Source organism: Psychrobacter sp. NPDC064578, assembly GCF_044901245.1.
Taxonomy (GTDB): Bacteria; Pseudomonadota; Gammaproteobacteria; order Pseudomonadales; family Moraxellaceae; genus Psychrobacter; species Psychrobacter cibarius_C.
Window position 1 is genome coordinate 14,115 of sequence record NZ_JBJDPI010000009.1, and the last position, 22,092, is coordinate 36,206.

The following is a 22,092-nucleotide window of genomic DNA, read 5'->3' on the forward strand; positions in this document are numbered from 1 at the left end:
ACTTTCATTCAAGTACCTTTTTAATCTGTCTATTGTTGAGCAGTGACTAATTGCAGGGGTATGATGCATGGCGGCTACTATCAGCTGTTACGAATCAGCAGTTATCGTGAGCTATTATTTATTGTGCTAAAAAAGTTTTTTTAAACAATTGCCTGGTATCATACAGATATAAATTGTCTTGTAACAATACTTTATTAAACCGTGTCAATCCAATGTCTTCATCGATATAGCCTTGAGTCCAGTCGCTATGAGCGATGACTACCCAATCTTCAGGATAAGTTTTTTCACTTTCTGATATTTGCTTGAGTATACGTCCATCGGGTTTAGTAAAACTTATGAGCAGGCGATAGCAATTAGCGACACGATATAAGTAGGTATTCAAGTAGAGCTGGTGTGGCTGATAAAAACCATTGATGAGATCGTGCCAAAAAGTGGCCATGTGTATCGAGTTTTCTCTATCAGAGGTAAGTGACCAGCAGATGGCTTTATTCAAGCCATGGAAACCCTTAGTAAAGGTCGGTAAAAATAACAGGCCAGTGGCAATGATTTGCTGTATCAGCTGCGCTTTATCGATGTTCATTAAGATCGCTATATCATGCAACGTAGTGGTATTGATAAAATCATAGTAGTAAGTACTGGCATTATTATCGATGCTGAGTTGGCTATGGTTGAGGTGCTCCATAAGATCGCTATTATCAGTTTTGGATTTAGCCATACTTAAAACTTCATAAGTGTCATTCCAAAGCGCTGATGACTTGACGGGCAGATAGTTCATCCAGTTTTTCGGTTTATCGAGATGAAGCACGCCAAAACCTATCAATGGGTAATTTCTATAGCTACTATCGTGACTAGGGATCAAAACACCGGTGATAATCTCATTAGCTCTAGTGTCGATATGACTGAAATTTAAAAAGGCAAAGTTATGATTGCTGACATTGTCTATCGGAATTCCGCTAAATACACTTTCCGACACGGCTAGCGCTTCGCTGACCCATTCATCAATGGCATTGGTCTCAGAGATATGAGCGCGCGCCCGGACAAAGTCCCCGCGAGCAGGCAATTTTCCAAAATATACTAAAGGCAAAGAGTCTGGAGTCATGGCGTTTGCTCCTGCTGTTCAGTCACGGCTGAACGATCATCAGTAGCCGTCGTGGTATCAGTAGGCGGTTGTACTGGTGGACTATTTTCACTATTGGTATTAGGGACTATAGTAGATACGCGGGCTGGCGGCGTGACATTGCTTGTATTTTGCTCGCCAGTTGGTACTGGCTGATTGGTGCCAGAACCCGCATTGGGAGTATCGCCATCAACAGCATTATTATCAGAAATTGGCCTTGCTGTACGTGTGACACCAAGGGCAATAATCTCCTCTGGTAGTTTCATTCCGGTAAAGGGATTGGTAGAGCGACCTTGATCGGTAGTGGTACTACTGCCGCTGCCGCTGATGATTCTAAAGCGTACAGAGATAGTGATACCGTCACCAGACCATGCCATCTCAAAGATATCATTGCCAAGTTCAGTACGGCGTGCACTGTTAATGAGCCTTTCTACCCCAAAGCTGCCTGCTTCTTCAAAGACAGTAAAGTCTCTGCCATCATAGTCCTTGGCTCGAATACTGGCACCAGGTTGGCTACTTGGATTTGGCCATACAAACGTTGTCCACGCTTGAGTACCCATGCGATAACGCAACTGTTGACCATCGACTACAATGGTATATTCAGTCAAACCGCTGACGGGTAATGGCATAATTTGAAAAGTGGTTTGATTGGCAGCGCCACCAGTATTATTCGCACCAGCAGCGCCTGGGCTATTGCTGCCCATATAATTGGTAAAGTAACGGCCAAAATCAGCGACAAACTGCGGGTTGAGACCCAGACCTGCACCATTCCAGATTTTACTGGAGATTTGATCGCCGCGGCGAATGATAAAGGGCGATAACGTTTCGTTGACGAATCGCGCCACATAGCCATCTTCGCCGAAGAATTGACCGATCTCTGCAGGCGTCGCTTCTAAGTTTGCATTGGCGGTAAAGGGATACTTACTGCCTAAATTATCGAGGAAAGGCTTATAGACCTGCGCTTTCCAAACTTTATTAATCTCAGCCTTAGTGGGCGTCAGCAGCATGTTAAATGAACGAGTCAGTGGCTCACTCAACAACGGACGAACCAGTTGTTTTATTTCAGAGTTGGCTTGACTCAGGATCTGCTCATCTAATATCTGTAGAGATTTGGTTAACTCTGAGCCTTCGGGGCTGAGGGTTTGTGAGGCAAACAACAAAGCATCAGGGCCGATGTCGTCACTACGAGCGATATTGTTAAAGCGGGTTCTGATATCGCCTAAACTGACTAAATAGCTGTCTAATAATGACAGATCCTGATTTTCTTCTCTTGGCGTTACTAGCGCATGTATAGAGGAGAATTCTTGAGCAATCACACCTGAGCTTGCTTGTACTACAGGCGCGGCGTTACTAGAGCTGCCACCATTATTCATCGCAGCTTCTGCTTGCCGCAGCTCAGCAGGGCTTTGACGCAGGATGGTTTGCTTAAACCAATTGACAAATGAGCGACGAGATTCGCCACCATTGCCAGCTGCTTGATTAGCCGCTTTATTGTCCCATTGAGTTTGGCGATCTACTGTCTCAAACAGGGTTTTTAACGGTGACTCTGTGGCATTGGACAGCTGATTTAATAAGACCGCATGATCATCGAAGCTTGTACTATCCCGAACATATACTTGCGATAAAAAACGTTTCCATTCACTGATATATTCTTGCTTATAGCGATTAACCAGATATTGTCGTATCTGTTCAGGACTGCCCGTCAAGGTAAGGTCATCTTGGCTGCTGGTGGCCAACACCCAATCATCGGCGACCACTCTCGTAGTGGCAGCTTTATCAATCTCATCACTGACGAAAACATCCCATGCCTCTTTAGTAAAAGTGCCTGATATGACATAGCTACCAAGCAGTGCTTCATTAGCATTGTTTTGCGTAATCTGTGCAACCGTGACCGACGGGAAGCGGGCAGATGCGCGCATTTTAATCTCAGAATAAACCCGCTCACGAGCAGGTTGGCCTTTGCTAACTTTGGATAAATTGCTACGGGTTTTGTCTATCAGCCCTAAGTCATTTTGGATCAATGGAAAGGTGGGGTCGTCGACATGAGCCAAGGTAAAACTCAAGATACGCTCAGCTTGGCGAATCATCTTGTCACGCGGCATGTCAGCGCGATTGGCTTCGAGCCAGTTGCGCCAAAAACGGGTCATCTGATCACTCAAATGACTGGCCTCTAAATTGTCATGATTGCCAAGCATGAGATAAGCTTTGAGCGCGTTATAAGCATCTTCAACGTCTGTGGGATCCGACTGGATATAAGCATCATTAACGGCAGCATCAGTGCTTGAGTCATCAGTGCTTGAGTCTTCTGTACGGACTTCTAATTGATCGGCATTGGTATTTACTTCGGTCAAAAACGTTTCGATATTTTGTTTGGTTGGCGCTAAGACGATGATGCTGATGCCGTTATAATATTCTGCTAGCAATTTTTGCTTAAGCTTATCGCCTTGATAGAGACCAAAACTCAAAGACAGCGGCTTGTCGTCTTCATAGCCTTCAAGCTGCTCGATTCGACTTTGTAGAATATTGAGCGATTCAAGCTGCGATTGTAAATCACCATTAGAATTTTTTTGTAGCGCTGCGACTTGCTGTAAGTCAGCCACGACACGCTCAGTGAGCTGTTTATTATTGGCATAAGACCATGTCCACAGACCGACAGCCGCACACAAAGTCACGACAGCAGCTAGCGTCGCAAGCGCACGATGACTGCGCTTGTGTCGGTTTTTATGCTGCTTGACCAAATGCTTGTCTTTTAAAATGACTTTAGAAAATAGATCTTGTAAAAAATAGGGCTTGTCTGCGGCTTCTTGCTGTGCATTGAGCGGTATCGCAGGTGGGTGCAAATCGTAATTTTGTACCATTTGCAACGTCATTTGGCTGCTAACTTGCCCGTCCTGCAAGGCGCTGGTAAAGTAAAAGCCACGCAATATAGGCTTAAATTGGAAAGGATTGTCCTCAAACAACGCATGCATCAGCGTCCGTATCATGGGACGTAATGACTGAAATTCCATTGGGAAAGTCATTAGACTGGGAGATACCGTGCGCTGATGACGTAAGGATAGCTTAGTGGTGCTCAAATCTTTTAGACCATTGACTAATACGCCAAAATGCTCTTCGAATACGTCAGTGATATTGATGTTTTCTGGGTCTTCAGGGTAGGGGATGGTCGCGCCCCATACTTGGCTGCGTTCTTCTTGCTCATAGTCATTAAAGAAATCACGGAAGCCTGAAATCAAATCCATTTTAGTAAAGACCACATAGACAGGCGCATAAACTTCTAACTGTTCAGTTAAGTCTTGCACACGGCTGCGCAGATTCTTGGCCAAATCCAACGCATAGTTTGGGTCATTTTTGGTGAGTTCGGCGATACTGACCGCGATGATGATACCGTTGATTGGTGCTTTAGGTCGATTCTTTTTGAGTAGGCTTAGAAATGACAGCCATTCTGAGCGATCTTCTTCATATACAGAGTAACGTCCTGCGGTGTCGAGCAAAATACCTTCAGTCGAAAAAAACCAATCGCAGTTACGTGTACCGCCGACGCCTTTAACGGATAGCTTGTTACCTTGCTCCATAAAGGGAAATTTTAAGCCAGAGTGTAGCACTGCAGAGCTTTTACCTGCGGCTGGATTACCAATGACCATATACCACGGTAGCTCATATAACGCCGCTTTGCCTGTTTGATCGCCTATCTTTGATTTGCGAATGGTTTTAATGGCATCTTGCATTTGCTGACGTAGCGCTTGCACTTCTTGAGCGTTTTCATCTTTGGCCACATGAGGGCTATCGTCACCTTGGCTCTCGTTACCATTATCCTCCACTAAGTTTGCCAGCTCATCTGAGGCAAGCTTACGTTTTTTCCACAGGTAATAGCCAAGCGCCCCCAGCACCGTACATGTGATTAGGACGCCAATGATTATGACAAAGGTTTTAATAGTCACATAATCATAAAGTAAGACTAGGGCGACTATGAGCCCCAGAGCCAATAATACTCTTGGGTTATAGATAAGATGAAAAAACCTTGAAAACATGCGTGCTACCTAGTGTGAACTTAAGATAATAAAACGAGTATTTACCACGACAAAACACCATTAAAACTACGACTCAGATTTTTGAGAAGAGTCTAGCAACCAAAGAATATTGCAGTGCTTATGTTGAGTAATTAAAAACGATCTGTCTGACTCTTGTTGGTCTTCTTTGGCTAAGTCAATGAAGAGTGATAGGCTGATGAATGGCTTCAACCAATTATTCAATGGCATATAATGCCCTAAATGATGTTCGTTTACTAGAGCGCCTTGTGCTATAAATGCTTCAAGAAAGCTCATATACGTTGATAAGTCATAGGACTGCTTTAATGGATTAATGTCAGACATGGCGGTAATGGTCATGTCTGTTATAGAAACATTAGTCTTGTATTTTTCTTTGCTATTGATGTCAGACGATTTTTTTGCGGGCTTTATTGTCTGTTTATCAGTGGTTTTTAGCATGGTCGTATCGGTCGGCGACAGTGAAAGCATATTGTCTATTAATAGGTTTTTGATAGTAGTTAAATGATTAAAATAGCGACGATTATCACTCAAAAGCTCAGTGCGATGAGCTGTAGCTATCTCCGTTAATAAAATACGGGTACTGGCGTCAATATTGAGTAGCTCTTGAGCCGCTTGATTCGAGAATAGCAACAGCGCACCCGCCTCAGTTGGAACGACATTGGTCATTTGCTCAGCATACAAATGAGTGTCTAGCCATTCTTCACTTATCTGTGAATCTGCAATGAGAATTAAGCAAAGATCCGGCGCAGTTGATTTAGATAAAGGCAGTAGATGTCTATTGATGAATTCTGTAGGTGTGGCAATGGCAGTATTGTTAGCGCCATTATTTGCTACGGTGTTTGCGATGTCAGTGCTGTCAGTTATGATGGTCGTAATAGCAATCCGTGTATCAGGAATACCGTAAATTGCTAACTGTTCTTTTATGGTCGCGATTAAAAATGCTGAATCGGCGCTGGAAGGTAAGCATAAATAAATAGGAAGATTGGTTAAATGACCAGCAGAGGCTGCTGTCATTTTGTCATCACCGTTCTCTTTAGTACTATTATTTTCACTACTTATTTCGTTGGCACTCACCAAATAATGTTGCTGCCATTCGGGATGAATATGAATGGCTGCGTTGGACTGAGTCGTATCTTGTTGGTGATGTTGGTAAAAGTATTCGGCAAGGCTAGACAGCATCTCCTGGCTCAAGACTAGCTGCTCAAAAATTAATGCCTGTAAACGCAAGGTAGTATCATTTAACGCGGCTTTACGTTCGGTAAATCTCTCATCATCGAGATGGCTGTCTAAACTATTGTCTAAATCACTGTTCGAATCTAAATAATGGTCTGAATAGCTGTCGTCAAACTCTGAATCTGCTGAATAGGCATCAGAGATATTAGGATATGGTAGGGCGGCTGCATCAGGGAGTCTTGCAATCGGTTTGACCAACATTGGCATACCATCAATATCTGTCAAATCCTCGCTCAATACGGTTAGGTCTGCATCATTGTCCACCACTTCAGACCAACAGTCTCCTTCTGGTAGGCAGACACGGCTATAGATGAATAACTGATAAGTATTGGGCGGCTTAATAGCGTCTGTTTTATCTGTTGTTCCATCAAGTATCTCTGGTGAATCGGTTGTTTGTTTATCCAGTTTTTTTTGCCACCATAAGAGCGCCATGATAGAGCCAAGAAACAATAAAGGGATGGTAACAAACCATAGTAATAAGCCAGATGAGGTCAGCTGTCGCGCATTGTCTTTAAAGTACATCCAGACCAAAATGAGATACAACACCAAAATCATGACTAAAACAGATCGGCCGTATGACAGTATTTTTTTTGCGCCCACTTATTTAAACTCCCTATTTGTTGGGTTGTTCTTATGATTATTACCATGTAGACAAGCTTTTCGATCCAAATTTTATGATATCTATAAGCTTATTTTTACTATACTAGTTAACTTTATTTGTCTTTTTTATGATTCGATTGTAATGATAGGAATCGCTTTGAAAACGTTGTTAAACTATAAAATCGATAACCAGTAAGCCTTCTAAGTATTATTAAGTAAATTTTTATAATGAAATGGTGTTTTTAAGCTGTCTATAGATAAGCTAATGGATAGCAATAAATAAAAATTAGTGTAATTAAGTTAGCTTTATTTTAAAAGGGGATGATTTGTCTATATAATACTGACGAAATCGTAATTATCAACGCCTGTTTATTGTTATTTTGTTTTTATCGTCTCAACTGTCGCTGACTCTTGCCTATGATTTACTTGACTGTATCGGTCTTTACATTGCTCTCTATCCTCATGATGGTCATGCTTTTTGATCGGCAGCTATGTGGACGACTATTAGATAAGGTAATGGTGTTTTTTCATCGATTGCCTAGCCTAAAATTCAAGCGTCCATCAATAAAGACACCAAAGAAGGCATTTCATTATCGTATCAAGCAGTTTATTCGTTTTATTTCAGATATAGATGTTTCTCGTATTCCAGTGATATCGGCATTGTCTTTTTTGATTGTCATGGCAACGGTTGGATTGTGTTATGCCCTGATTACCAATCATTCTCTGGAGGTTTATCATGCCAATGATACCGTGGCTAGCACGACAAATCTGCAAATCAGCCAACTACTCATAGGAGAGCGTCTGCGTCCGCCGTCGCCTCCGCCAGAGGAGCTGTTTGCTGAACTAGAAGCTGAGATTGCAAGCTATCAAGCTGACAAGACAGAGGAAGGGTATTGGCCGGATAATCAGACAAATATACCTCAGATTGGTAGGCCGCTAATGCTCCCTGAGCCTGACTTGTCTGACTTAGACACGCAAGATCATAGCACTGGCTATTCAGGTGACATGTTGGCTGCACATCTAAACAATGGTCATATCAATATCAAAAATGCTGACCGTAATTGGCAAAAAATGAACTCGGATTTCGTCCAACGGCTGTTGACTGTGTATAAAGTAATGAGTGATCAATATGGCTATGACATGGTGCTGTTAGAAGGCTATCGTAGCCCTGCAAGGCAAGCAAGACTATTGAAAAAAGGGACTCATGTAACGAAGGCAGGATCATACAAGAGCTATCATCAGTTTGGTTTAGCGGGCGATAGCGCCTTTATCAGAAATGGTAAAATTGTCATAAGCGAAAAGGATCCTTGGGCAATGCGGGGCTATAAATTATATGGTAAAGTAGCCAAATCTGCCGGACTTGTGTGGGGTGGTGATTGGCGTATGATGGATCTTGGGCATGTCGAGCTGCGCAAAAAAGGCGTGCTCGGTCGCCCAGAAATGGCTGAGATTTTGACCAGTCAATAATGATAATAAAAAGCTAAGGTAAACTGAAAGTATGAATAAATGTATGACATTGCCAGTATCATTAATCGCCGCCACTTGCTTGCTAACTGGTGCGATCGCCGGATGCAGCACTGATAAATTGAGCAAGTCAAATGACAAGGTATCAGCATTGGCAGGCGAGACTCCTACTATAGATGCCATGAGCCATATCGTTGATAATGGCAAAAATAGTGCTGATTTGCAAAGCTTAAAAGCACAGCTAGAACTGCAGCAACAGCAGCTGGCGACCATGAGTGCTGAGCAGCAAGCATTGCAAGAAAAACTGAAGCGTCAGCAGATTACTCTAAATATAAAACCCACCACTAATGCCAATGCAGGACGTACCAAAGTAGGCACAGCAAGTACTGCCTATATCGCATTTTTGGAAGAAGAGAGTCAGTTTACGGATATTGAAGCGCTGGCTGCCAAAGAAATCAGTATTATCCCAAATCGTGAGAGCAGTCTGACCGTGAACATTCCACAAGACGCGCGCTTTATCGCTATTAAAGTGGGGCTGAGATATACCAAAAAACGTTCACAGTTTCTTATCCCACTTGCCAGTCTCAATTTTGATACGCCACTGGCGATCAATATTGGTGGATGCGATGTCAGCATTACTGAGGGTATTGACCCAGCACTGGCACCTACATTTACCACCAAACTTAAATATTATCAGCAGCCACTAGTCAGCTGTTCTTAGGAGATTGTCTTGAGTAAACACAGGGTATTATGGGGAGAAGGGTTGTTTTTGCGACCCCAACATTTTCAGATTCAAGACACTTATCATGACTCGCAACGCGCTTTGAGTATGATGCTGGTGCATCCTTATGCTTATGGAGTATCTGATGTTCAGATTGATAAGCAACTTTTGGAAAGCAATTTACTAAGCTTTCAAAGTATTTATGCGGTATTGCCCGATGGTACGATATATCATGCGCCTCGTACTGACACCTTACCCAAAGCCATTACCTTAGATACCCAAGACAATGGCGATGAAGTTTTCGTATTTTTGAGTTTAGAGATTGTCCATAGTGGCGGCAGCAATATACAGACGGATCGTAGTGACAACCCAGCACGCTATGTCAGGGGTGCTATTGAGACACAAGACCTATATAGCCAAGCCGCTGAAGCAGTCATTGACGTGATTAAACTGTCGCCAAGTTTGCAGTTAAGCCATTCTGCGCAAGCGCCTAGCCAAGATACCGTATCCTTATTGGTAGCCAAGCTCGTGCGTACCACTCAAGGCGTCTATCAAGTTGATGATGATTATATCGTCCCAAGTGTGCATATTACGAGTAACCCTGCGCTTATTGGTCACGTATATCGTTTGCTGACGATGATTAATACCAAGTCTACGTCACTGTATGACCATCATCGTCAGTCTAACAATGACTTACTGGAGTTTCGCTCCTCAGATATTGCCTCTTTTTGGCTATTGCATACGCTAAATACCGCATACTCTCAGCTCAGTCATTTATATAATAATGCCAAACTACATCCAGAGCGCCTTTATGAAGCATTATTAAATGTCGCCAGCCAATTGGCTACTTTTAGCTCATTATATAAGGTGGGCGACTTACCTTCTTATCATCACGATAATGCCAATGACTCATTTGTCAGTATCATTTTGATTATTCGTGAGCTACTCAATACCGTCATTGCCAGTAACTTTATCTCGATTCCATTGCGTCAGAATAAGCCATCTTATTATACAGGCGAGCTAAGTAGTGACAAGATCACGCGTGGCTCACAGCTGTATCTGTCTGTTAGCTCATCATTGCCGATGCACGAGCTCATCGACATCGTACCACGCCGATTTAAAATTGCGACGCCTGACTCAGTAGAGAAACGTGTCTTATCAGCGCTGCCAGGCTCTTCTATTTCACACGTCAGCCAAGTACCCAGTGCGATACCAGTGAGACCAGGCTTTAGCTACTTCACCATCGAACCGGTAGGCGAGCTATATGACGAAATGCTCAAATCTGAATCTATCTGTATTTATGTGCCAAATGGCTTTGATGATTTAAAAATAGAGCTGATGGCTATCGTACAGTAATTCTTTTTGTCTCTAGAGGTGCTGAGGTTGCAAGATGAGTATGCACTAGGGCGCGCTCTCATTTTGAGGACGCGCCCTCAATAGTATTTGAAATAATAAGCATTAGGAATAATCATGTCAGGGAATAATTCAATGGGTTCTGCACCTTCGTTGTTAGATTCAGGCGAGGTGGCTTCAAAGGTCTCAGCAACGGGTCTAGATAAGCGTATCAGTAGTCAGTCGCTGGTAGACATCATGTATGACGGTTTTTACTTGGTGTTTTTATTGCGTAATCATTATTTCAGTACAGAGCCGCGACAATTTCGTCAAAAAATATATGATTTCTTAGATAAATTCGAGATGAATGCGCGCAAAAAAGGATTTCTGTCAGAAGATATCCATGAAGCCAAGTATGCGTATTGTGCGTTGATTGATGAGACCATCATGACCTCGCAAGAGCCAGAGTTTCAAACTTTGAAAGATGCTTGGGAGCTAAATCCTTTGCAGCTGGATTTATTTGGCTCACAAATTGCTGGTAATGAGTTCTTTGAGCGTTTAGATGGGCTACGCGAGCAAGGAGAGAGACGTCTGCCTGCTCTGGAAGTCTATCACTATGCGATGCTACTTGGTTTTCAAGGGAAGTATCGTTTAGAGGCACCAGAGAAAATTCGTTATCTTATCTCACGCTTAGGGGATGAAATTGAGCATCTACGGGGTAATAAGAACGAGTTCTCGCCATTTTGGGCGATACCGGACCAAATCAAACACACGCTCACGAGCGAAACGCCACTATGGGTCATACTCACGGTCATGGCAGTGTTGTTGACCGCAATATTTGCTACCATGTGGCAGTTTACCAATAGTTTCTCGAATGAGCAGCTGTCAGCATACGACAATGTGATTCAAGAAAACAAAGAGCAAGCTCATATCTCAATTTTCCTACCTTAATTATTTTCCTTACTTTAAATGCTAACTTCTTTAACAGTTTTTATTTCAGCTGCATACGTTGTGCTGAAATAAAAACTGTTAGGACAGCAAGGTAATAATTGTTATATCGTTGGCTACTTATTTTTCTACTGAGTTTTATATAAATTTCTTCATGCCAATAAAAATAGTAGCCATAAAAAAACCCTCATCAAAGAGATGAGGGTTTTGGCAAATGCCATAATTGAATCAAAAATAATTCAAGAAATTTACAACTAAAATGTGGCTCTCCAACCTGGGCTCGAACCAGGGACACACGGATTAACAGTCCGTTGCTCTACCAACTGAGCTATTGGAGAATAAGCTGCAAGTGTTTAAAACCTTACAACGAGCCTTAGAAGTCTCTAACGAGTTCTTGCTAAGTGGGGCGTATTCTAGCAAAAATAAAAAATACGTCAAGCCTTTTTTGCATAATTATCAAAGATAATTGTTTTAATAAGGAGATAAGGCTTTTTTTGAGGTTTTTTGCCAAAAAAAACTCGCAATTGTGAGATAAATAAGAAAGACGCCACATAGAGGATAGGTGGCGTCTTCGTTTATAAGCACATGTTTAAGCACATGTCTAAGCATAGTAATTTTAAGACAGTGGCTGTTTAGTCTTTATTCAGCAACGTCTAGATCAGCCACCGCTTTTTCGATACGTGATAAGGCATCTTTTAGCGTTGCTTCATCAGTCGCGTAAGAGATGCGCATATAGCCACCAAGACCAAAGGCGTCACCAGGCACCACTGCTACGCCAGCCTTCTCTAACAACCATGCTGAAAATTCAGTACATGATGACAGACCAGCAGCTTTGATGAGTGGTTTGATGTCAGGATATACGTAGAAAGCGCCATCAGGATGCAGGCAGGTAATACCTTTAATCGCGTTCAAACCATCAACGACTAGATCACAACGCTTCTCAAAGGCTTCTACCATCGGCGTGAGCACGCTTTGATCGCCACTAATAGCGGCTTCGGCAGCCACTTGGCTGATCGATGTTGGGCATGAGGTTGACTGTGATTGTACTTTTTTCATCGCCCCAATCAGCTTGGCAGGGCCACCAGCGTAACCAATACGCCAGCCAGTCATCGCATATGCTTTTGACACGCCATTTAAAATGATCGCCCGCTCTTTTAGCTCAGGTGCGGCATTCAAAATATTGTAGAACTTATCGCCCGTCCAGCGGATGTGCTCATACATGTCATCTGACACAACATAAACTTGTGGGTGCTTTTTCAGCACTTCAGCGATGGCTTTTAGCTCATCCAACGTGTAAATCATACCTGTTGGGTTAGAGGGGCTGTTTAGTACCAGCATTTTAGTTTTGTCAGTGATGGCGTCTTCTAACTGCTCAGCGGTGATTTTGAAATCTTGCTCAGCAGGGCATTTGACGATGACTGGCACACCTTCTGCAATGATGACCATGTCAGGATAGCTGACCCAGTAAGGTGCCGGAATGATGACTTCATCACCTGGATTGATAAAGGCTTGCGCAAGATTAAAAAATGATTGTTTACCACCGACCGATACTAGGATTTCATTGGGCTCATAGCTGATGTTGTTATCACGTTTGAACTTCTCAATGATGGCTTTTTTGAGCTCTGGCGTACCATCGACAGCGGTGTATTTGGTAAAACCGTCATTAATGGCATCGATTGCTGCTTTTTTGATGTGCTCTGGCGTATCAAAATCAGGTTCACCCGCACCCAGACCGATTATGTCTTTACCAGCGGCTTTTAGCTCTTTGGCTTTATTGGTAATCGCTAGCGTAGGCGATGGCTTGATGTTGTTGACGCGGTCAGAGAGTTGCAATTCGCTCATGAGAGATCCTTTTTATAGTGGAGTGGGATTGGTGAAGCACTATCATTAATTGTATAACGTTTGAGGTGTCATTAGGACACGATATCAGGCAGTTTCAAAAACTGTCGGAAGGGAAGTTGATTTTTGAAAATAAATAACCGTTAATAAACATAAGCGCTTTCAACAGGTTGGATATTTTCATGATAAATACGTTGACTAATCAGCCCTTTAATTCAAATATATTTTTGATTTTTAGTATTGTAGCATGCCGTAATTAGGCTGTCTTATAAGGCTAGTAACATAAAACGACAGACCTAAGAGCAATTTTTCCAGTGCGTGAGAGTAGACAGGTTCAGTCAATTAAGAGACGCATTGATTGCGAAACCACAACAATAAATCGATAGTCTTGCGCTATGATTGTTTAGATTTAATAAATAAAATGGATGATACCTTAACAAAAAAAGGTTAATGCCATCAGCTGACTAAAGATGATAAGCAAGTATTTGACACCTTAATGCATGGTAAGTTTCGTACTATCAGCACAAATAAAAGGACGTTTACGATGACTGACTCTACTAAGAAATTACATATACTTATTACTGGCGCGACGTCGGGTATTGGCAATCAATTGGCAAAAGACTATCTACTAGACGGTCATCATGTCTATGCCGTTGGTCGAGACGATAGGGCATTGGCTGAGCTTGAGTCACTAGGCGCAGAAACGGTTGACTTAGATCTCATGGATCGGGATAAAGTTATCGATGCTTTTGAAAAAATTGAAGAGGTTGATTTGGCGATTTGTGGCGCTGGCATGTGCGAATATTTGGACATGCCAAACTTCGATAGCGCCTCGTTTATGAAAGTGATGTCGGTAAATATGGGTACGTTGTCACATGCTATCGAAGGGATATTGCCAAAACTAATCGCCTCAAAAGGTCGCTTGGTTGGCATTGGTTCAGCATCTGCTTATGTGCCATTTGCTCGTGCCGAAGCTTATGGCAGCTCAAAGGCTGCCATCCATTATCTAATGAAAACTTTGCAAATTAGTCTTGCACCGCATGATGTGTCGGTAAGCTTGGTCGTGCCTGGTTTTGTCGAGACGCCAATGACTAAGCAAAACGATTTTCCCATGCCCTTTATCCAAACAACAGCGCAGGCAAGCCAAGCTATTCGTGATGGTATCGCGAGTGGTCGCGATGTGATCGAATTTCCCAAAAAGCTCACTTTACCGCTAAAGGTATTGGGTACGTTACCAGATTTGGTGTGGCAGCAAGTCAGTGAAAAAATTAATAAAAAATAGCTTATATTGAAAAACTGCTAAAAACAAATTACTAAAAATATGGAAAGGAACGCATCAATGCTGTTTAACCGCCGTAAACGTAAGAAACTAGAGACAGTCTCTCATGAAGCCAGCAGCCTCTCAAAACAGACGACTAACGCTCAAGCTAAAAAACGTATTGCTATCATTGGCTCAGGTGTATCAGGATTGACTTGCGCTCATTATCTGGTGGCGCAACATGAAGTGACAGTGTTTGAGGCTAATGATTATATTGGCGGTCATGTAAATACCATCGATGTGGCGCTACAAGACGGCAAAAAAGCAAAGAGCAGCAATGTGGAAAACAGTACCATAGATACTGGCTTTATCGTCTTTAATGAGCGTACTTATCCAAATTTCTTTCGCCTACTGCATGAGCTACAAGTGCCGTTTCAATCGACTGACATGAGCTTTTCGGTAAAGAATACAGCGCGCCATTTTGAATACAATGGTCACACGCTCAATACTTTATTATCGCAGCGTAAGAATGTTTTCAATCCAAAATTTTGGCAATTTATCAAAGATATTTTACAGTTCAATAAACATATCAAGCAGCTACGCCAAGACTACGAAATGACACGTGCTAACGGGCAAGATGTTAGTATTTTTACTGAGCAAACACTGGGCAGCTATCTCACAGAAAAAAGCTATGGCAAGCTGTTTATAGACAATTATTTGCTGCCAATGGTTTCTGCCATTTGGTCAACCAGTCTGCATGAAGTACAAGACTTCCCACTGGTGTTTTTTGCACAGTTCTTTGACAATCACGGCTTGCTCGATGTAGTTAATCGTCCGCAGTGGTTTACGATCAAAGGTGGCTCAAAACAGTACGTCAATAAGTTAATTCCACGCTTCATCAAAGCGGGCGGTAAGGTGAGAGTAAACAGTCCCGTACAGTCTGTGGTTCGCGATGGTGAGCAAGTATTATTGACGGTTAAAAATAAAAGTATTACTGACAACAATATCGAAAGCTTAAACGAAAAATTGGTATTTGACGAAGTTATCTTTGCTTGTCATGCAGGCACCGCGCTCAAAATTTTAGAAGATGCCAGTAAGGATGAACATGAGGTACTCAGTCATTTTCGCTTTACCAAAAATACCGCCGTACTGCATACCGATGTCAGTGTCCTACCGAACAAGCCATTGGCATGGGCCAGCTGGAATTATCTGATTGATGAGAGTCTCGCAAAACAAAAAGCGCAAACATCAGCAAAACCAGTGCTGACTTATCACATGAATATTCTGCAACGCCTGACCAAAAAGCACAATTATTTGGTTACGCTGAATCCAGAAATCGTTCATGAAAATGTTGATGATAAGCACGTCATCAAGCGCATCGATTATAGCCATCCTGTGTTTGATAAAGCGATGATTAAGGCGCAAAGCAGATGGTCGAGTATCTCTGGTAACGACATGCACACACATTTTTGCGGTGCCTATTGGTTTAATGGTTTTCATGAAGATGGCGTACGTAGTGGTCTACGTGTCTGTCAGGCGCTCGGTCATGATATTGCGATAAAGGACGAGGTTGATCCGACTCATCTGCCTGATGCCGAGAGCGCACATACGCCGTTTCGTTATAAAGACCTGCCGGTAAAGGCAGATAGCAAATTGCTCACACTTAATAAGCGTGAGGTGGTCACGGCGCTCACCAATCAAGAGCTGATTGAGTACATTGAACGTTTACAACCGACTGTTAAAAATGATGAACCAAAGCGAAAGCGTCGCTTATTTGGTCGTCATAAAATGCAGTGATTTTGGCCGTGAGATCAACGAACACTATTGAAGAGAATGCTATGTCTATTGAAACCGACACGCCTAATAAGCTGTTACCCCATCAGTTATTTCATGGGACGACTTGGCACAGTCGGTTACTGCCAAGTGTGCATAAATTTGCGTACCCATACCGTTATTGGGGCATCAATATCAGCGCATTGGCTAAAGGGCTGGAGCTTCCTGAAGTAAGTACAGGTATTAGTAGCAAAAATAAGCTTTTAAAAAAGTTGCTTTCAAAAGGGCGACTGGTCAAAGGATTGTCATTATTTTCAGCAAATAAAAAAGCCTTGCAGCAGTTTTGTCCTGAGGATTATTTACAAGCTATTCCTTTACAAGAGTCAAATAGCCTAAGTAATTTATCAATTCATGATAATGATCGTTCAAATCCTATTCAAGCGCTCAATCATCGTTTAAACCAAGCGTTTATTGAGCAAGCGGGTAGTGCGCCAACAGGCGATATTATTGGGATGCTCATTTGCCGCAATGCGGGTATATATTTTAGTCCAGTCAATTTTTACTTAGGTTTCGATGAGCAGCAGATGCCCTCGCATTTCTTGGCTGAAGTCTCTAATACACCGTGGGATAAGCGCCATTATTATGGGTTTACACTCAATGGCGCGAATACTGAATTTTGTCATAATAAAGATTTTCATGTCTCACCTTTTAACCCGATCGACCAGCTATATAGTTGGCAGGTTAAGGTAAAAAAGCAGCCGGATAATTGCTTGCAAGTTCGTATTGCTATCGATATCAGCGATGAGCGCGGTGAGATATTAAAAACGGGTATAAAAATGGCTGGCGTTCTAATGACCGCCACAACGATTCGCAACAGCTTGCGAAAAAATCCGCTAATGAACATGACCTCTGTAACCCGTATTTATTGGCATGCTTTCAAGCTTTATGCGATTAAAAAAGTGCCTTATATTCATTATGATGAAAAACTGGCCGATAGCCAACAGAACAAAGCACCGACTCCAAAAGATATTCTTTGATCGTTTAAGGGCTAACGATCAGCCAAAGAAATTTATCAGCTTAACGCTTAAGCATAGAGCATTTAAACAAGGATGAATATACGATGTCAGCACGACCAACCGACCGAGCACCCGTTTCGACATTAGGGAAATTGACCGCACAGATGAGTAAAGTCGTCAATGAAAGCGCCATTTTTCAGCCCGTCAGTGCGGGAATGAATCAATTGGCAAGAAAACTCATCTTTCGCGCATTAGCGCATATCCAGTTTGGTAGCTTGACCATAGTCGAAGCATTCGATGAGCAAGCACCTAATACCGTCAGCTTTGGTAAAGTATCCGATAGTGTCGCGAGCAGTTCGGCAGTGGGTCGCCATTCACTACACGTTACCTTGATGATTCATGATCCTACTGTCTATCGGCAGCTGTTGCTTGGCGGCTCTATTTCGCTAGCAGACAGCTATATCAATGGTGAGTGGGATACGGACGATTTGACAGGGCTGATTCGGTTGGCAGCGCGTAACTTGGCGGTGTTGAATAAATTAGAAAATCGTTTTGCAGGTGTGAGTAAGGCGTTTGAAAAAGCGAAGCATCGGCTACGCAGTAATGATCAGTCTGGTGCCAAGTCCAATATTTTAGCGCATTATGACTTGGGCAATGATATGTATCAGCGGTTTTTGGACGATACGATGATGTATTCAGCAGCAGTCTATCGTACGCCTGATGTATCACTGAGCGCAGCGCAGCAGCATAAACTGGAGCTCATTTGCCAGCGATTACAATTGACGCCTGATGATCATGTGATAGAAATTGGCACAGGGTGGGGCGGTTTTGCTATTTATGCCGCCACACATTATGGCTGTCACATAACGACGACGACCATCTCTGACGCCCAGTATGACGAGGCGCAGCGCCGAGTCGATGCGGCAGGACTGTCTGATAAAATCACCCTGCTGAAGCAAGATTATCGTGAGCTGACAGGGCAGTACGACAAGCTAGTCAGTATCGAGATGATTGAAGCCGTTGGGCACGAGTACTTACCGACGTTTTTTACCAAATGTAATAGCTTGCTCAAACCCACAGGGCTGATGGTGCTGCAAGCGATTACTTTTAACGATCAAAACTACCAAGATTATGTTAATTCAGTCGATTTTATCCAAACGCACATTTTCCCTGGTGGTTGTTTGCTGTCTAATCAAGAGCTAAATACACAGTTTACGGAACAAACCGACATGGTCATCAAGCAGCTACATGATTACGGTTTTGACTATGCTCATACCTTGCGCGACTGGCGTGCAGCGTTCATGGCACAGCGTGAAGAAATTAAGGGTCTTGGTTATGATGATGCCTTTATTCGCTTGTGGGATTTTTACTTTTGTTACTGTGAAGGTGGGTTTTTAGAGCGCACCATCGGCGTGGTGCAGTTGACCGCAGTGAAGCCGGATAATATTGATGTGATGCATTTCTCTGATTTGTCTTCTCATGACACCCTCACCGATGAGCAAAGCAGCCGCCTGATTCACGATATTATGAATTCTCATGAAAGCGGTAATGCCAACAGTGATGGCCAAGACGCCTCCAAACGAAACATAGCGTCTTAACAAGTTGCGTTTCAATAGGCAGTGTCTTAACAAGCACTGACTTAACAAGCGATGCTGGAAACAAGCTGGGATTAAAAAACGCTAATTAAAAGGATGTGGTTATGGGTTATGTATTTATATATCTAGCTGCTGTGCTTATATTTTTGGGTATTGACGCAGTTTGGCTCAAGACTATGACTGGCTTATTTTATGAAAAGCGTATCGGGCATCTGCTTGCCGATGAGCCAAACATGATTGCTGCTGGCGTGTTCTATATGTTTTATCTACTGGCTCTCTGTGTCTTGATTTTATATCCACAAATCAAAGCAGGCGCTTCGATTGGTCATATATTCTTGCTTGGTGGCCTAATAGGGCTGATGGCTTACGGTACTTATGACTTTACCAGTTTAGCGTTGTACAAAGGTTTTACACTGGATACAGCGTTGGTTGATTTTGCTTGGGGCGGTATCTTGACAGGTTCAGTGAGCGCCATTGTCGCTTGGCTTGCTTATCGTTTTCATTGGTTGAGCTAAAGTTAAATAGCTTAAGATTTACATAACCTAGACCATTCAATGACAGAGTGCCGTTTGTGCTCTCTTGTGAGCTGCTGTATAAATGATACTTACTATCAAAACGCCCTAAATCATTCAAGGATTTTTATGCCGCAATACAATACCAGCTCGACTGCCAAAAAAGCCCCATTAAATCATGAGCTATATATGTCGATACTTATGACGCCTGATATGGCGAATTTTATTGGCAATGTGCATGGTGGTGATTTGCTTAAGATGCTAGATCAAGTCGCTTACGCTTGCGCCAGTCGCTATAGCGGCAATTATGTGGTGACGCTGTCTGTTGACCAAGTAATGTTCCGTGAGCCTATATATGTTGGCGAATTGGTCACCTTTGCAGCAAGTGTCAACTATGTAGGGAATACTTCGATGGAGGTCGGCATTCGCGTCGAAGCAGAAGACGTTCGAGCCCGTACTGTACGCCATACCAACAGCTGCTATTTTACGATGGTCGCTATCGATGATAATGGCAAGCCCACACCTGCGCCGCCACTTGATATCAAAAATCCCATGCAGCAATGCCGCGCTGATGCCGCACTAGAGCGTAAAAACCTGCGTCTGGAAAGTTCGCATCGACCCAGTTGTGATATCGGAGATATGATTGGTGAGCTGGCTAATTCTCATGATCGTTAAGAGGAATAGACCTTGTATAGTCAGTTAAACGGCTTTCAATATAGGGTCTATTGATCTGGTTAAATACATATCTGCGTTCAAAAAGCCTATATCGAGATTATTATGAGCTTAAAACCATCGGAAGCCGAGTCACATACTCCTATTTCTCATCAGCCAGCGCCGCATAATAGTCGTGCTCGGGGTGCTGGCACGCTCATTAAAGGCACCACTTCTGATGGTAATTCTCATTCTGTATTAGACGATTCTGCTAAGTCGACAACCAATAAAGACCAGCAACATTCCGCTTCATTGGTAACGGTATTAATTGCCGTTGGAGCCAACCTCATCATTGCGATTGCCAAAACGGTAGCAGCATTTATGACGGGTTCTGCTTCTATGATCGCAGAGTCAGCGCATTCGTGGGCAGATGCAGGTAACGGTACTTTATTAATTGTCGCCGAGAAAAAGGCGATCAAACCTGCTGATGAAAGCCATCCCCTCGGCTATGGCAAAGAAGCTTATGTCTGGTCGATGATTGCCGCTTTTGGTGTCTTTATGGCAGGTTCGATTGTCTCCATTTATACCGGTATCACCGAGTGGAATGCTGCGGAAAGCGAGACCAACTATACCATCGGTTTTATTGTATTGGCGATTGCGTTTGTGCTCGAAGGGTTTTCGTTAGGGCAAGCTTACTTACAAAGTAAAAAGCATGGTGAAGCGATAAATGTCAGCGCCATTGGCTATGTGGTCGATACGTCAAACCCAACTTTACGTGGTGTATTCTTTGAAGATTTGGCAGCTGTCATTGGCTTGGTTGTCGCTGCTGCTGCCATGGGTATGCATGCTTATACGGGACAGCCGTTTTGGGATGCGCTCGGCTCTATCATTGTCGGAATATTATTGGGTGCGGTAGCCATCTTTTTAATTAGCCGTAACCGTGACTTTTTGGTCGGTTATAAAGTATCAGAGAGGATACATGGCTATGCATTGACCGAGTTACTCAATCATCCAGATATCGATAGTGTGTCGTACTTACATTTGGAGTGGGTGGGACCCAAAAAGATATTTATGGTGGCGGCAGTCGATATCGCTGGTAATCAAAAAGAAAAAGAGATTGCCCAAAAATTCGAAATTATTGAAAGTCAGTTCCGTGCCAATCCTTTATTTCAGGAAGCTATCCTGACATTATCTGTACCCAATGCTGAAACTTTGAGCTTACCTAATAGTTATAATCAAGATGCATAATAAAGAGAAACTAAGTCTTCAGTCTGCTATAGGGAGCCCTGTTGGGCGTTCAATCATAGTTCGCTCATTAAGTATGGCCGTTGTCACTATTAGCGCAGTAGCCAGTCTGACTCAAGCACAGGCTGAGCTGGTAATTCATAATGAGCCTGCTCAACAGCAAAGCGTAAGTATCAATAGAATAAGTGCGAATAGCGCTTCTATTAACAATAATACTTTTATGAATAATATCTCTCCAACAGATACGTCTATTGTGAAGCTGATGGAAGTGATGCACATTGATGAGCAAATAGAATCTATCGTTAACGGGCAACAAGCGGCTATCAATGTACAAACGCAAAATCGTACTGAGTCAGTAAGTGATGGTAACTTAAATGAACGTCAACAGGCGCTACAAAAGCAGATTCAAAAAGTGCTAGGTCAATATGCCAAGATAATGACCAATGGTATAGGCAATGCTACTGACAAGCAGACGTTGACGCAAGCATATATTAACGCAGCAAAAACTTACTATACGCAAGCGGAAGTTGATGCTCAAATTGATTTTTATGATACGGTGATGGGTCAAAGTATCTTGTCGAAACAGCCACAGATGACAGCGGCATTTCTAAAGCAATCTTTGCCTGAGGATACCAGTGAGACAGAGGCGCAACTGGATGAGCTTTTACCGCAGATGCAACAAATAATCCAAGGTGTTTTTTAACTGATAACTGACAATTTATCTACTTTAAAGCCCGTTTCT

16 protein-coding genes and 1 tRNA gene are annotated in these 22,092 nt (G+C 42.8%); 12 read left to right on the top strand and 5 right to left on the bottom strand.

Features of this window, described 5'->3' with window-relative positions; all coding sequences use genetic code 11:
* Positions 1 to 118: 118 nt before the first annotated feature.
* The 3 genes from tagF to ACI2JM_RS11270 form a co-directional block, all read right to left on the bottom strand.
* Positions 119 to 1,099, bottom strand: coding sequence for a type VI secretion system-associated protein TagF (gene tagF / locus ACI2JM_RS11260; RefSeq protein ID WP_201554346.1), 981 nt, complete (start codon positions 1,097 to 1,099; stop codon positions 119 to 121).
* Entirely contained in the window at positions 1,096 to 5,145 is a 4,050-nt protein-coding gene (tssM, locus tag ACI2JM_RS11265) for a type VI secretion system membrane subunit TssM (RefSeq protein ID WP_404644234.1), read from the bottom strand. The genes tagF and tssM overlap by 4 nt, the downstream gene beginning before the upstream one ends.
* A gap of 66 nt (positions 5,146 to 5,211) precedes the next feature.
* On the bottom strand, positions 5,212 to 6,996 hold the full coding sequence (locus ACI2JM_RS11270; protein ID WP_404644236.1) for a hypothetical protein: 1,785 nt from the start codon (positions 6,994 to 6,996) through the stop codon (positions 5,212 to 5,214).
* Between the two features lie 417 nt (positions 6,997 to 7,413).
* Between ACI2JM_RS11270 and ACI2JM_RS11275 the strand changes: the two genes are divergently transcribed.
* The 4 genes from ACI2JM_RS11275 to icmH all read left to right on the top strand — a co-directional run bounded on the left by ACI2JM_RS11275 (position 7,414) and on the right by icmH (position 11,464).
* The gene (locus ACI2JM_RS11275; protein WP_404644238.1) at positions 7,414 to 8,463 is read left to right on the top strand and encodes a M15 family metallopeptidase; all 1,050 of its coding nucleotides are present in this window, start codon (positions 7,414 to 7,416) and stop codon (positions 8,461 to 8,463) included.
* Positions 8,464 to 8,494: 31 nt separating this feature from the next.
* Entirely contained in the window at positions 8,495 to 9,181 is a 687-nt protein-coding gene (locus ACI2JM_RS11280) for a hypothetical protein (protein WP_404644240.1), read from the top strand.
* A 9-nt stretch (positions 9,182 to 9,190) separates the two neighbouring features.
* The gene (gene tssK, locus ACI2JM_RS11285) at positions 9,191 to 10,537 is read left to right on the top strand and encodes a type VI secretion system baseplate subunit TssK (RefSeq protein WP_404644242.1); all 1,347 of its coding nucleotides are present in this window, start codon (positions 9,191 to 9,193) and stop codon (positions 10,535 to 10,537) included.
* 114 nt (positions 10,538 to 10,651) lie between these two features.
* Positions 10,652 to 11,464: a type IVB secretion system protein IcmH/DotU gene (gene icmH, locus ACI2JM_RS11290; protein ID WP_060491495.1), complete on the top strand. Its 813-nt coding sequence runs from the start codon at positions 10,652 to 10,654 to the stop codon at positions 11,462 to 11,464.
* A 259-nt stretch (positions 11,465 to 11,723) separates the two neighbouring features.
* Here the strand turns inward: icmH and ACI2JM_RS11295 are convergent.
* Together ACI2JM_RS11295 and ACI2JM_RS11300 are read right to left on the bottom strand one after the other, a co-directional pair.
* Positions 11,724 to 11,799 (bottom strand) — tRNA-Asn (locus ACI2JM_RS11295).
* Between the two features lie 301 nt (positions 11,800 to 12,100).
* Entirely contained in the window at positions 12,101 to 13,303 is a 1,203-nt protein-coding gene (locus tag ACI2JM_RS11300) for a pyridoxal phosphate-dependent aminotransferase (RefSeq protein ID WP_404644244.1), read from the bottom strand.
* A 541-nt stretch (positions 13,304 to 13,844) separates the two neighbouring features.
* Here ACI2JM_RS11300 and ACI2JM_RS11305 point away from each other — a divergent pair.
* The 8 genes from ACI2JM_RS11305 to ACI2JM_RS11340 all read left to right on the top strand — a co-directional run bounded on the left by ACI2JM_RS11305 (position 13,845) and on the right by ACI2JM_RS11340 (position 22,053).
* Positions 13,845 to 14,582 (top strand): SDR family NAD(P)-dependent oxidoreductase, encoded by a 738-nt coding sequence (locus tag ACI2JM_RS11305; RefSeq protein ID WP_404644246.1) that lies wholly within the window; start codon positions 13,845 to 13,847, stop codon positions 14,580 to 14,582.
* A 57-nt stretch (positions 14,583 to 14,639) separates the two neighbouring features.
* A complete protein-coding gene (locus tag ACI2JM_RS11310; protein WP_404644248.1) occupies positions 14,640 to 16,355 on the top strand; it encodes an NAD(P)/FAD-dependent oxidoreductase in 1,716 nt (571 codons plus the stop codon).
* A 41-nt stretch (positions 16,356 to 16,396) separates the two neighbouring features.
* Positions 16,397 to 17,368: a DUF1365 domain-containing protein gene (locus ACI2JM_RS11315; RefSeq protein ID WP_404644250.1), complete on the top strand. Its 972-nt coding sequence runs from the start codon at positions 16,397 to 16,399 to the stop codon at positions 17,366 to 17,368.
* An 83-nt stretch (positions 17,369 to 17,451) separates the two neighbouring features.
* Complete coding sequence (locus ACI2JM_RS11320) at positions 17,452 to 18,945, top strand: class I SAM-dependent methyltransferase (protein ID WP_404644252.1); 1,494 nt, start codon at positions 17,452 to 17,454, stop codon at positions 18,943 to 18,945.
* Between the two features lie 101 nt (positions 18,946 to 19,046).
* Positions 19,047 to 19,457 (top strand): DUF2177 family protein, encoded by a 411-nt coding sequence (locus ACI2JM_RS11325; protein WP_060491490.1) that lies wholly within the window; start codon positions 19,047 to 19,049, stop codon positions 19,455 to 19,457.
* A 126-nt stretch (positions 19,458 to 19,583) separates the two neighbouring features.
* Entirely contained in the window at positions 19,584 to 20,129 is a 546-nt protein-coding gene (locus ACI2JM_RS11330; RefSeq protein WP_045445278.1) for an acyl-CoA thioesterase, read from the top strand.
* A gap of 102 nt (positions 20,130 to 20,231) precedes the next feature.
* Positions 20,232 to 21,353 (top strand): cation diffusion facilitator family transporter, encoded by a 1,122-nt coding sequence (locus ACI2JM_RS11335; RefSeq protein WP_404644254.1) that lies wholly within the window; start codon positions 20,232 to 20,234, stop codon positions 21,351 to 21,353.
* A 73-nt stretch (positions 21,354 to 21,426) separates the two neighbouring features.
* Complete coding sequence (locus tag ACI2JM_RS11340) at positions 21,427 to 22,053, top strand: DUF2059 domain-containing protein (RefSeq protein ID WP_404644256.1); 627 nt, start codon at positions 21,427 to 21,429, stop codon at positions 22,051 to 22,053.
* The last annotated feature ends 39 nt before the right edge of the window (positions 22,054 to 22,092 follow it).